This window comes from Venatoribacter cucullus (assembly GCF_016132445.1).
Taxonomy (GTDB): Bacteria; Pseudomonadota; Gammaproteobacteria; order Pseudomonadales; family Oceanobacteraceae; genus Venatoribacter; species Venatoribacter cucullus.
In genome coordinates this window covers 2,376,057-2,388,927 of sequence record NZ_CP046056.1, presented here as the reverse complement: position 1 = coordinate 2,388,927, position 12,871 = coordinate 2,376,057, and the positions used below count along the sequence as shown (strand labels likewise).

Annotated in this window: 10 protein-coding genes; 7 read left to right on the top strand and 3 right to left on the bottom strand. The window is 59.0% G+C overall.

What is annotated here, in order from left to right; genetic code table 11:
* Nucleotides 1–77: 77 nt before the first annotated feature.
* Genes gatB through gatC form a run of 3 tightly spaced genes read right to left on the bottom strand, consistent with a single transcriptional unit; the run spans nucleotide 78 to nucleotide 3,312 of the window.
* Nucleotides 78–1,541, bottom strand: coding sequence for an Asp-tRNA(Asn)/Glu-tRNA(Gln) amidotransferase subunit GatB (gene gatB / locus GJQ55_RS11335; RefSeq protein ID WP_229367416.1), 1,464 nt, complete (start codon nucleotides 1,539–1,541; stop codon nucleotides 78–80).
* Between the two features lie 11 nt (nucleotides 1,542–1,552).
* Nucleotides 1,553–3,004: an Asp-tRNA(Asn)/Glu-tRNA(Gln) amidotransferase subunit GatA gene (gatA, locus tag GJQ55_RS11330; protein WP_228345075.1), complete on the bottom strand. Its 1,452-nt coding sequence runs from the start codon at nucleotides 3,002–3,004 to the stop codon at nucleotides 1,553–1,555.
* A gap of 20 nt (nucleotides 3,005–3,024) precedes the next feature.
* Nucleotides 3,025–3,312, bottom strand: a complete 288-nt coding sequence (gene gatC / locus GJQ55_RS11325) for an Asp-tRNA(Asn)/Glu-tRNA(Gln) amidotransferase subunit GatC (protein WP_228345074.1) — start codon at nucleotides 3,310–3,312, stop codon at nucleotides 3,025–3,027.
* A gap of 126 nt (nucleotides 3,313–3,438) precedes the next feature.
* Here gatC and GJQ55_RS11320 point away from each other — a divergent pair, with 126 nt between their 5' ends.
* The 7 genes from GJQ55_RS11320 (at nucleotide 3,439) to GJQ55_RS11290 (ending at nucleotide 12,791) form a co-directional block, all read left to right on the top strand.
* Nucleotides 3,439–4,476, top strand: a complete 1,038-nt coding sequence (locus tag GJQ55_RS11320; protein WP_228345073.1) for a rod shape-determining protein — start codon at nucleotides 3,439–3,441, stop codon at nucleotides 4,474–4,476.
* 156 nt (nucleotides 4,477–4,632) lie between these two features.
* The gene (gene mreC, locus GJQ55_RS11315; protein ID WP_228345072.1) at nucleotides 4,633–5,475 is read left to right on the top strand and encodes a rod shape-determining protein MreC; all 843 of its coding nucleotides are present in this window, start codon (nucleotides 4,633–4,635) and stop codon (nucleotides 5,473–5,475) included.
* Nucleotides 5,475–5,954, top strand: coding sequence for a rod shape-determining protein MreD (mreD, locus tag GJQ55_RS11310; RefSeq protein ID WP_228345071.1), 480 nt, complete (start codon nucleotides 5,475–5,477; stop codon nucleotides 5,952–5,954). The genes mreC and mreD overlap by 1 nt, the downstream gene beginning before the upstream one ends.
* Complete coding sequence (locus GJQ55_RS11305; protein ID WP_228345070.1) at nucleotides 5,951–6,538, top strand: Maf family protein; 588 nt, start codon at nucleotides 5,951–5,953, stop codon at nucleotides 6,536–6,538. The genes mreD and GJQ55_RS11305 overlap by 4 nt, the downstream gene beginning before the upstream one ends.
* Entirely contained in the window at nucleotides 6,528–7,982 is a 1,455-nt protein-coding gene (gene rng, locus GJQ55_RS11300; RefSeq protein ID WP_228345069.1) for a ribonuclease G, read from the top strand. Before GJQ55_RS11305 ends, rng begins: the two co-directional genes overlap by 11 nt.
* 7 nt (nucleotides 7,983–7,989) lie before the next feature.
* Nucleotides 7,990–11,994 (top strand): YhdP family protein, encoded by a 4,005-nt coding sequence (locus GJQ55_RS11295; RefSeq protein WP_228345068.1) that lies wholly within the window; start codon nucleotides 7,990–7,992, stop codon nucleotides 11,992–11,994.
* Nucleotides 11,994–12,791, top strand: a complete 798-nt coding sequence (locus tag GJQ55_RS11290) for a carbon-nitrogen hydrolase family protein (protein ID WP_228345067.1) — start codon at nucleotides 11,994–11,996, stop codon at nucleotides 12,789–12,791. Before GJQ55_RS11295 ends, GJQ55_RS11290 begins: the two co-directional genes overlap by 1 nt.
* Nucleotides 12,792–12,871: the final 80 nt, after the last annotated feature.

Here is a 12,871-nt window from a genome sequence, read left to right as displayed (position 1 = left end):
TTGATGCACAAACAACCTTGTAGCAGAGCTATCCGGCGGCTGTCATGACCAGGGTCAGGCGGCGGCCGGATGATGCATCAGCCCAGCTCGTTCAGCTTCTTCTGCAGAACGTCCATCACCACCTGCGGGTTTACCCCTTTGGCAGCTTTGCGCACCAGACCAATAAAGGGCCCGATGGCTTTGGCGCGCTTGTCTTCCGGAGTGGCCAGATAGCCATCGACCAGCGATTGGTTGGCCGCCAGCACTTCCGCCACAATGGCTTCAATGGCGCCGGTATCGGATACCTGCTTGAGGCCCATGCTGTCTACCAGCGCATCAATGCAGGCCGCACTGCCATCGCCTTTGCTGTCCAGCAGGGCGTTGAACACTTCTTTGGCGCCGCCGTTGTTCAGGGTGCTGTCTTTGATCAGCTGCAGAATGCGGCCCAGCTGTTCCGCTGACACAGCCAGCTGGTCGATACCGATTTCCAGCCGGTTCAGCGTGGCGGATACATCGCCCTGCACCCAGTTAGCGGCCAGTTTATAGTCGTTGGCGGCTTTGGCGGCGGTTTCAAAGTAATGTGCCAGTTCGCGGCTGGACGCCAGTACAGCTGCGTCCACCGGTGACAGGCCATGATCCTTAACAAAACGCTTGCGCTTGGCATCCGGTAATTCCGGCAGGGTGGCGCGTACGGCTTCGATGTAGTTGTCATCAATGATGACCGGCAATAAATCCGGGCAAGGGAAATAGCGGTAATCGTTGGCGACTTCTTTCGAGCGCATGGCGCGGGTTTCGTTTTTGTCGGCGTCGTACAGACGGGTTTCCTGCAGGATTTTGCCGCCGTCTTCGAGAAGATCCATCTGCCGTTCAATTTCGGCTTCGATGGCGCGCTCGACGTTACGGAACGAGTTGACGTTTTTAATTTCGGTGCGGGTGCCGAATTCCTGCTGGCCTTTCGGACGCAATGAGACGTTGCAGTCGCAGCGCATGGAGCCCTGGGATAAATCGCCGTCGCAAATACCCAGATAAGTAACAATGCTGTGCATTTTGCGGAAATAAGCGGCGGCTTCTTTGGCGCTGCGCAGTTCCGGTTCCGACACAATTTCCACCAGCGGCGTACCGGCACGGTTCAGGTCGATACCCGACATGCCGTTGAAACCTTCGTGTACGGATTTGCCGGCGTCTTCTTCCAGGTGCGCGCGCGTTACGTTAATGCGTTTGGTGGTGCCGTCATCCAGCTCAATTTCGATACAGCCTTTACCGACAATGGGGTGGTGCAGCTGGGTGGTCTGGTAGCCTTTCGGAAGATCTGGATAGAAATAATTTTTGCGGTCGAACACCGATTTTTTACCGATGTCGGCATCAATGGCTAGGCCGAATTTTACCGCCATGCGCAGGGCTTCTTCGTTAAACACCGGTAATACACCGGGTAAACCTAAATCCACCGCGCAGGCCTGAGTGTTGGCTTCGGCACCGTACTGCGTGGCGGCGCCGGAGAAAATTTTTGATTTGGTGGCCAGCTGAGCGTGAATCTCAAGGCCGATAACAACTTCCCATTCCATCTCAGAACTCCTCACACACCGGCCGGTTTTTGCTGGTGCCAGTCGGTCACCTGCTGGAACTGATGCGCGGCATTGAGCAGGCGCGCTTCGTCAAAATAATTACCGATTAACTGCAGTCCCACCGGCAGGTTATTCACCATGCCACAAGGAACCGACATGCCCGGCAAGCCGGCCAGGTTCAGCGCAATGGTAAAAATATCTTCCAGATACATGGCCACCGGGTCGGTGGTTTTTTCGCCACGCTTAAAGGCCGGGGTCGGGGTTACCGGACCGGCAATCAGATCAACCTCTTTAAAGGCCTCGGCGAAATCGTTTTTGATTAAGCGGCGCACCTGTTGCGCTTTTTTGTAGTAGGCATCGTAGAAGCCGGCCGACAGCGCATAGGCACCGATCATAATGCGGCGTTTTACTTCCGGACCGAAGCCTTCACCGCGGGAGCGCTTGTACAGGTCGTTAATGTCCTGCGGGTTGTCGCAGCGGTAGCCAAAGCGCACACCGTCCATGCGCGACAGGTTGGCGGAGCATTCGGCCGGCGCAATGATGTAATAGGCCGGAATCGCCAGGTGGGTATTGGGCAGTGAAATCGGTTTTACCTTTGCACCCAATTTTTCGTATTCGGCAATGGCGTTACGCACGGCTTGTTGCATATCAGCGCTTAAATCGCTGCGGAAATATTCTTCCGGCAGGCCGATGGTTAAGCCGGCGATGCTGTTGTTCAGCGTGTTGCGGTAATCCGGCACTTCATGATTCATGCAGGTGGAATCTTTGGCATCAAAACCGGCCATTACATTCAGCATCAGCGCGGCATCTTCCGCCGTGCGCGTGATGGTGCCAGCCTGATCCAGGCTGGAGGCGTAAGCGATCATGCCCCAGCGGGAGACGCGGCCATAGGTCGGCTTCAGGCCGGTTAAGCCACAAAAAGCCGCCGGCTGACGAATAGAACCGCCGGTATCCGAAGCGGTGGCGCCGGGTACCAGACGGGCGGCCACGGCAGCAGCAGAACCACCGGAGGAACCACCAGGAACACGGTCTTTATCCCAGGGGTTGGCGACGGCGCCATAAAAGGAGCTTTCGTTGGACGAGCCCATGGCGAACTCGTCCATATTCAGTTTGCCCAGTGATACGGCACCGGCCTGATTGAAATTGTCGACAATGGTGGCGTCGTAGGGGGCGACGAAATTGCTCAGCATTTTTGAACCGCAGGTGGTCAGCACGCCGTTGGTGCAGAAAATATCTTTGTGGGCAAAGGGCACGCCGGTTAAATCGCTGGCATTGCCGGCGGCGCGACGGGTGTCAGCGGCTTTGGCCTGTGCCAGCGCCTGCTCGGCGGTAACGGTGATAAAACTGTTGTACTGCGCATCGCGCTGTTGCACGCGGTTCAGCAACTCATTGGTAATTTCAACGCTGCTGTAAGCGCCGGCGGCCAGGTCGCGGCTGATCTCAGCCATGGTTTTGTTATGCATGGGGTTCTTCCTTACCGCTGTTATTCAACCACGCGTGGAACCAGGTAATAACCCTGTTCCGTAGCCGGGGCGATGGATTGAAAGTGATCGCGCTGATTGGTTTCGGTGACTGCATCGGCACGCAGGCGCTGCACTGCATCGAGCGGATGCGCCATGGGTTCAATGGCGGAAGTGTCCACACTGGCCAGTTGTTCTACCAGGGTGAGGATATTGCTGAGATTGGTCTGGTATTCCGCAATCTGGGAATCGTCTATTTGCAGACGGGCCAGATCGGCAATGTCACGAACCTGTTGTTGGTCCAGAGCCATGTGCTTACTCCAGTTATAATGCCGGTTAGAAAGCGGCTGAGAGTAGCATAAATGCGCCTTGCCCTAAATCCCCGCCATTGTTAGAGTTACCCGCAATTTGCCCACCTGTGAACAGGAATCAATTGGATGTTTAAGAAATTAAGAGGCTTGTTTTCCAGCGATCTGTCGATCGACCTCGGAACAGCCAATACGCTGATTTATATGCGTGATAAAGGAATTGTGCTGAATGAACCCTCGGTTGTTGCCATTCGTTTGCAGGGACATCAGAAGAGCGTGGCGGCGGTAGGTACAGAAGCTAAGCGGATGCTGGGGCGTACGCCGGGTAATATTCAGGCCATCCGGCCGATGAAAGACGGCGTGATTGCCGACTTTGAAGTGACCGAGAAAATGCTGCAGTACTTCATTAAAAAAGTGCACGAAAGCAGCCTGCTGCCCCCCAGCCCGCGGGTGGTGGTGTGTGTGCCGTATCAGGCCACCAAGGTTGAACGTAAAGCCATCCGTGATTCGGTCATGGGTGCCGGCGCCAGCCGTGCTTACTTAATTCACGAGCCGATGGCTGCGGCCATTGGTGCCGGCCTCCCGGTGGATGAAGCCCGTGGCTCCATGGTGGTGGATATCGGTGGCGGCACCACTGAAATTGCCATTATCTCGCTCAGTGGCGTGGTTTATGCCGAGTCCGTGAAGATCGGTGGTGACCGCTTTGATGAAGCCATTGTCGCCTATATCCGCCGTAACTACGGCAGCCTGATCGGCGAAGCCACGGCTGAGCGCATCAAGCAGGAAATTGGTACCGCTTATCCGGGTGGTGAGGTGCGTGAAATTGATGTCCGCGGTCGTAATCTGGCGGAAGGTATCCCGCGCAGCTTCGTGCTGAACTCCAACGAAATTCTGGAGGCGCTGCAGGAATCTCTGGCGGCCATCGTCCAGGCCGTGAAAAGCGCGCTGGAACAATCACCGCCGGAACTGGCGTCCGACGTGGCTGAGCGTGGCATGGTGCTGACCGGTGGCGGTGCGCTGCTGCGTGACCTCGATAAATTGCTGAGCGAAGAAACCGGTCTGCCGGTGATTGTTGCCGATGACCCGCTGACCTGCGTGGCGCGTGGCGGTGGCAAGTTCCTGGAAACCGCCAGCGAACAACAGCTGGAACTGCTGGCTCTGGATTGATTCCAGGGGCGGGCAATAACAACGGCGCTGCGGCGCCGTTTTTATTGCCTGATGGTCAGTGAGAATGGCTGCGGCTGGCCCCTCTCCGGGCTTGCCGGTATAGTAAGCCCTTATTTTTCCGGACGCAGGGGACGCATTATTAAATCCCGTTTTTATATGCCCGCCTATCAGCCGCAACGTCTGGCGGCACTGGCGGTGGTGGCCTTGTTGCTGATGTGGACCGACAGTCGTTATGGCTGGGCGCAGCCATTGCGTTATGGCATTGGTTATGTGCTGGCACCGGCTCAGCAAACTGCCCTGGTGCCGCAACTGATCGGCCGCTGGTTTGGTGAATCTGCCACCAGCCGCCAGCAGTTGCTGATGGAAAATCAGCAGCTGCAGGCCCGCAATCTGGTGCTGGAACTGCGTTCGCAGCGACTGGCGGCACTGGAAACTGAAAACATTGAGCTGCGCGAACTGCTCAGCGCCTCCGAGCAGGTGGATGATCGCGTGCTGGTGGCCTCGGTCATCGCCGTCGATCCTGATCCCTTCAGTCAGCAGATTGTGGTGAACAAAGGCGGCGAAGACGGCGTTTTTATCGGTCAGCCGGTGCTGGACGCTTACGGCCTGCTGGGGCAGGTCATTGATGTGATGCCCTTCAGCGCGCGGGTACTGATGATTGCCGACCCTAACCATGCCATTCCGGTGCAGGTAAACCGTAACGGCGTGCGCGCCATTGCAGTGGGTACCGGTTCGCTGACCGAGCTGGAGCTGATTTATGTGCCGGCCACGGCCGATATTATTCCCGGTGATCTGCTGGTCAGTTCCGGACTGGGTGAGCGTTATCCGCGCGGTTATCCGGTGGCCACGGTGACGGCAGTGGAAAATATTCCCGGCCAGTCGTTTGCGAAAGTGCTGGCCGAACCCAGCGCCCAGCTGGATCGCAGCCGGCATTTATTGCTGGTGTTCCGTAAAGGTGCCAGCCGGGTGCCGCCTGAAACCTTGTGGCGGAGGGATTAATGCAGATCCGCGCGGTTATTCTGACGTTATTACTGGTGTTTGCCGGCTTTGTGCTGGAACACCTGCCCATGCCGGATCTGCTCAGCTGGTTACAGCCGCTGTGGTTGCTGTTGCTGATCAGTATTCTGGTGTTGCATGCGCCGCACCAGTTTGGTCTGTGGCTGGCCATTCCGCTGGGGTTGATGCTGGATGTGGAAAACCATCAGCTGCTGGGGCTGAACGTGCTGACGCTGGGGGTACATATTGTACTGCTGCAGCTGCTGTACCGGCGCCTGATTATGTTTCATTTTCTGCAGTTAACCGCCGTAATGATGCTGCTGGTGGTGGTGCATCAGGTATTACAGTTCTGGGCCGTGGCGCTGGTGAGCGAAAACCGCACGCCGGTCGCCATCTGGGAGCCGGCGCTGGTCTCCGGTCTGGTCTGGCCCTGGTTGTATGCCCTGCTGCATGTCAGCATGAAACGGCTGCACCTGGCATGATTGTACTGGCGTCATCTTCACCAAGACGGCGGGAATTACTGCAACAAATCGGCGTACCGTTCCGTATTCAGGTGCAGGCCGTGGATGAAACCCCGCGGCCGGCAGAACTGCCCGCCGCTTACGTGGCCCGCCTGGCGCTGGAAAAAGCCCGTGCGGTGTCCGCACTGAACCCCGGTGCCGTGGTGTTGGGGTCTGATACCACCGGCGTACTGGCGGATCAGATTCTGGTAAAACCCGAAGACGATGCTGATGCCCGGCGTATGCTGCAGGCCATGTCTGGCCGTACCCATCAGGTTCTGACTGCGGTGGCGCTGGTGCAGGATGATCACGAAACCGTACAGGTGGTACGCACCGACGTTACCTTCTGCACGCTGACCGATGCACAGATTGACGCCTACATCGCCACCGGCGAGCCGGCCGACAAAGCCGGTGCCTACGGCATTCAGGGGTTGGGTGCAGTACTGGTGGCGGGCATTAACGGCAGCTACAGCAATGTGGTGGGCTTGCCGCTCACTGAAACCGCAGCCATGCTGCGCGAATTCCGAATTCCTATCTGGCAGCAGGACCCAAGTCGTGAATGCTGAAATTCTGATGAACCTGACCCCCACCGAAACCCGGGTGGCAGTGGTCGAAAATGGGGTGGTGCAGGAGATTTTTATCGAACGCAGCAACCACCGCGGACTGGTCGGTAATATCTATAAGGGCAAAGTGGTGCGGGTGCTGCCCGGTATGCAGGCTGCCTTTGTCGATATTGGTTTAGAACGGGCAGCCTTTATTCATGCCGGAGAAGTCGGCAAGGGTGATAGCAATACGCCCATTGGCCAGCTGTTGCACGAAGGCCAGTCACTGGTGGTGCAGGTTACCAAAGACCCCATCGGTACCAAAGGTGCGCGGCTGACCACGCAACTGGCCATCCCGTCGCGCTATCTGGTGTATATGCCGGCGGAAGAGCATGTCGGGGTTTCCCAGCGCATTGATGACGATCAGGAGCGCGAGCGTCTGAAGCAGCTGGTGCAGCAGTGCATGGAGAGTGAAGGGCTGAACAGCGGTGATGCCGGTTTTATTGTGCGCACGGCGGCGGAAGGTGTCGGGGCCGATGAAATACTGGCCGACACCCGCTATCTGCGCCGTTTATGGCGCAAACTGGAAGAACGTATCCGCGACAACAAAGCCCCGTCGGTGGTCTACGACGAACTGCCGTTGTCACTGCGTACCCTGCGCGATTATGCGCGGCCGGAAGTGAGCAAAATTTTTATCGACTCGCGTGAGACCTTCCAGAAAATCGAGCAGTTTGTAAACCAGTACGTGCCGGAAGTGGCCGACCGTATTGAGTATTACCCCGGCCCGCGGCCGCTGTTTGAACTGTACAGTGTGGAAGATGAAATCCAGCGCGCGCTGGAACGCAAAGTGCCGCTGAAATCCGGCGGTTATCTGGTGATTGACCAGACCGAAGCCATGACCACCATCGATGTGAATACCGGTGGTTTTGTCGGCCGGCGCAATCTGGAAGAAACCATCTTCAAAACCAATCTGGAAGCGGCCACCGCCATTGGCCGGCAACTGCGGCTGCGTAATCTGGGTGGCATCATCATTCTTGATTTTATTGATATGGTGGAAGCCGAGCATCAGCGCCAGGTGCTGCGGATGCTGGAAAAAGTGCTGGAAAAAGACCACGCCAAAACCAAAATCAGCGGCGTCTCCGAGCTGGGGCTGGTGGAAATGACGCGCAAGCGCACCCGCGAAAGCCTCGAGCAAATGCTGATGGAACCCTGTCATCATTGCGGTGGTCGCGGGTCGGTGAAAACCGCCGAAACCATCTGCTACGAAGTGTTCCGCGAAATTCTGCGTGAAGAACGGGCTTATGGTGCCGGAACCTATCTGGTTCTGGCCAGTCAGCAAGTGGTCGACCGGTTGCTGGATGAAGACAGCAATGGTCTGGCCGATCTGGAAGCCTTTATTGGTAAAACCATTAAACTGCAGGTCGAAAGTCAGTACGTTCAGGATCAGTACGACATCATTCTGCAATAGGTAACGCATGAGCTGGCTACGCGAACTCTGGACACAGCTGTGGATCACCCTGGTGGTCGCCGTGGTCATGCTGGCCCTGTACTCCAGCCTTGGCCGTCAGCTGGCACCGCTGGTGGAAACCTGGCAGCCGGAAGCCGAACAGTATTTGTCCGGCTTGCTCGGACAGCCGGTGCAGATGGCCAGTCTGAAGGGGGGCTGGTCGATACTGTCGCCCACCCTGACGGTGCAGGGGCTTACCGTTGGTGGCGGCGAAGGCTTACAGATTGAACAGCTGGAAGCGGAACTGGATATCGGTGCCAGTGCCTTCTGGCAGCAGCCGGTGTTCCGGCGTATAGAAATCAGTGGTGTGCGTCTGCAGCTGCAGCAGCTGCAACCGCGCCAGTGGCAACTGGCCCCGGGCTGGGTGGTAACCCTGCCGGAAGCCGATCCTGACGCAGCCCCCGCTCCGGAACCTGCCGGTGAGCGGCCAGCCTGGCTGCAATGGCTGGAGTTACAACAAACCATCAGCCTGCATGACTGGCAGATCAACAGCCAGGATCTGCAGCACGCCCCCGATGCCCTGCGTATTGACCATTTATTCTGGCGTAACCGTGGCCGCCAGCATGAAATCGACGGTCAGATTAACTGGGGCCGTGATGAACTGGCCGGTATCCGCGTGCAGGGTTCCCTGCAAGGGCCGTTATGGCCCCTGCAACACCAGCATGGTGAACTGTATCTGGAAATTGATCCGCAGGACTGGCAGCGCTGGGTGCCGGATGAGCTGCCTGCAGGATTAAGCGTGCATGCCTTGCGGGCAGGGGCCAGAGGCTGGTTACGGTTGCAGGATGGCGATTTACAGGCCCTGTACCTGGATCTGGCGGTGGAGCAGCTGAATTTGCACACCCGTGGTGAACCGCTGCAATTAGCGGATGGCCGCTTATTGCTGGCTGGCCGGCATACCGGCAGTGACTGGCATTTGCGGCTGCAGCCACAGTTCAGTACCCCCTTACCCTTCGACAGTCTCAGCCTCAGCTCGGTGGCGGTGAATGGCAGCAAAGGCTGGCAGATCGGTATTCCCGCCGCTGATGTGGACGGTTTGCAGCGGTTGTTGCTGCAACACCAGTTTTTGCCTGACGAAATTGCCCCCTATATCGCCGGCACCCAGCCGGAAGGCCGGGCCAGTGATATCCGCTTTTCTTTTTTACCCGCCAGTGCCAACGCCGCCGCCAGGCTGGATGTCCGCGCTCAGCTGGATGAAGTCAGCAGTTCGGCGTACCGGGGAATCCCCGCCTTTACCGGGTTAAGCGGCAGCCTGCATATTCACCCTGCGGCCGGAGCCTTGCGGGTGAGCGGGGATGAGATGCTGATCCACCTCGCCGATCTGTATCCACAGCCCTGGGCGCTGGAAAATGTGCAGGGCGTATTCCGCTGGTTCCTGCAGCCGGGGCTTTCAACCCTGCAGGTGCAGGGGTTGCGGGCTGACCTGCAACACAGACCGGCTGATCAGCCCGGTATCAGCAGTTACCCGGTAACGGCCGAATTACAGATTCAGTTGCCCGGCCGTGACAGCCCGCGCGAAGCCGGTCTGGGGTTGTTGCTGGGCCTGCCGCAGGCGCCGCTGGATTTGCGCGAACAACTGATTCCCGATCTGGTGGATGCGGAAGTCCGCAACTGGCTCGATCAGTCCCTGCAGCAGGGTAATGCGCGGCAGGCGGCATTTGCCCTGCAGACGGTGCTGGGTTCAGAACACCCGCGCAACAGCACCAGTACCCAGCTGTATCTGGAATTTATGCAGGCGCAGCTGAGTTATCTGCCTGACTGGCCGCCGGCCGAACAGCTACAGGGCCGGCTGTTGCTGGATGCCCCGGCGCTGGATGTCTGGCTCGATCAGGGCCGTACCCTGGGCGGGCAGCTGCTCAGCAACAGTGGCCGGGTGCGCTTGCGGCCGGGCCGGGCCGGCGGCAGTGAGCTGGAAGTCAGTGCCCGCTTACAGGGTGACAGCGGCGAGGCCTTGCAGTACTTCACTCACACCCCGTTGCAGCAGGTGGTTAATCACGCCTTTGATCAGTGGCAGGCCAGCGGCCCGTTGCAGGCCGGTATTCTGCTGCGTCAGCAGCTGGGAGCCGGCAGTGGCGGGCCGGATATCAGCATTGATGCCAGCGTCCGTGAAAACCGCCTGCATCTGGGCGAGCTGGATCTGACCATGACCGCGCTGGACGGTGCGTTACGCTACACCAGCAAAACCGGCCTCAGTGCCCGGGCGCTCAGTGGCCGGATCTTCGGCGGCACGTTCCGGGCCGCTATCCGCTCCGAGGTCGCCGCAGCGGGGGCGCTGAATATTTATCTGGAGGGCGAGGGGGATGGCCAGTGGCAGGCATTCCGTGAGTGGCTGCCCTTATTCCTGCTGGAACCGTTAAGTGGTCAACTGAACTATCAGGCCGGTATGCAGCTGACGGCAGAGGGCCTGCGCTTCCGGTTGCAATCCGATCTGACCGGCACCCGCATTGATCTGCCTTACCCGGTTGGCAAAGACGTGGACGCAGTGGCTCCGCTGCAGGTGGTTCTGCAACCCGGTGACGGGCTGCGGATGCAGTTCCGTTACAACGAGCTGGTCGATGCCGACCTGCTGCTGGAAGGTTCCGAACTGCAGCGCGGCCAGATCCATCTGGGAGGGCTGCCGGCCAGCTTGCCGGCGGAGCCCGGAGTACTGCTCAGCGGCCAGCTGGCGACGGAACTGATCGCGGAAGACTGGTGGGACGCCTGGCAACGGATCAGCCATTATCAGCAGCAACAGGCGGTGGCTGGCGCTCACAGTGATGCGGCTGGCAGCAGTAATCCATTGCAGCGTATTGATGTAACTCTGGGGCAGGTGCTGGCCTGGGGGATGCCGATGGGCGTCACCGGCGTGCTGGGGCAGCAACAGCCGCAACGCTGGGATTTCAACGTCGACAGTCAGTTGTTGCGGGGGCTGGTACAGATTCCGCATGGCACCGGGCCACTGCGAGCCGAACTTGATTATCTGCATTTCCCTCACAGTGATGCCGAACCGCCTGCCGCGACCGCCGAGGCTGCCTCCGGAGTGTCTGCTGATACACCCGTGGCCATAACGGCTGCTGATCCGTTGCAGGAGGTTGATCCACAGGACTTACCGGCCCTTGATCTGACGGTGGCGGAAGTCTTTGCCGGCGACCGCCAGATGGGGCGCTGGGACTTCAGCAGCCGCCCGGCCGGGCAGGGTTTACAGGTACAGATTCACGACAGTGATATTCATGGTTTGCGGCTGCAGGGACAGCTGGAGTGGCAATATCAGGATGGCCGCCACAGCACCGTGTTAAGCGGGCTGAGCTTCGGCAGTAAAAACGTTGGTGCCATCCAGCGCGGTTTCCGACAGGTGCCGGTGGTGGAAGGGAGCGAACTGGAAGGCAGTGGTGAGTTTCGCTGGGCTGGCTCGCCGCTGGCTTACAACGTGGCGACCATGGCCGGCAACGTTGCTCTGCGTATCCGCGATGGTTCCCTGGTATCGGATGGCGCCGGTGCATTGCGGGCATTTGGCGTGCTGAACGTCAACTCCATGAGCCGGCGCCTGAAGCTGGATTTTTCTGACCTGTACCAAAGCGGTGTGGCCTTTGACACCCTGCGCGGCAGTGCCCGGCTGGAACAGGGCGTGCTGACCTTTACCGAACCCTTGCTGGTGGATGGCCCCAGCGGCCGGTTCCAGACCTCGGGCAGTACCAATCTGATGGATGAAACTCTGAATATGAAGCTGGCCGTCACCCTGCCGGTGACCAGCAGCCTGCCGATGGTGGCGATTCTGGCCGGTTTCGCGCCGCCGGTGGCAGCCTCGATCTATGTGACGGAAAAGTTAATCGGCGATGAATTATCCCGCTTTACCAGCACCAGCTACGACATCGGCGGTACCTGGAGTGAACCGGATATGCGCCTGAAGCGGGCCTTTGATAATCAGGTCGATGGCAGTGAAAGCCGCAGCCTGAAACAACGGATACTCAGTATTTTCGGCCTGGAGGACGACTGATGCCACAGCTTGCGGCCATACAGATGAACAGTGGCGCCGACCCGCTGCACAACCTGCAACGGGCGGAGCAAGGGGTGCAGCAGGCGGCGCAACAGGGTGCTCAGCTGGTGTTGCTGCCGGAGATGTTTTTAAGTCTGGACGGCCAGCGCTACCCCGCTATAGCCGCGGATCCGCAGTATGTGCAGATAGTGGCCGGCTGGGCCCGCCAATACAAGCTGTGGCTGGTGGCCGGTGCCGTGCCCATGACCAGCCCGGACGGCGACCCGCGCGTGCGTTCGGCGTCGCTGGTGTTTAATGATCAGGGCGAATTGGTGGCCCGCTACGACAAAATCCACCTGTTTGATGCCGATGTCGGCGACGCCCACAACCGCTACCGCGAATCCGAACGCTTTGCCCCCGGTGAGGAGCTGGTGGTGGTCGACACCCCGGTGGGGAAACTCGGGCTGGCGATCTGCTACGATCTGCGTTTTCCCGGCCTGTTTCAGCGCCTGCGCGAGCAGGGCGCTGAGATCATCAGTATCCCGGCAGCCTTTACCTACACCACCGGCGAAGCGCACTGGCAGGTGCTGCTGCGGGCGCGGGCCATAGAAACTCAATGCTACGTACTGGCCGCTAACCAATGCGGCTGGCACGACGACCAGCGCCGTACCTGGGGCCATTCGCAGATTATTGACCCCTGGGGCCAGGTGCTGTCTGAACTGGCCGATGAGCCGGGCGTGGTGGTGGCTGAGTTGAATGCGGAGTTGTTGGTTGATGTGCGCCGGCGTATGCCGCTGGAGCAGCATAAGCGCTGCTGACGGCGCCTGGTTGCCAGCCCTGCAGGCTGGTCAGCCCGTTGGGCTGATTTAGCTGCCACTGCGTGGCAGCTGATGCGGGG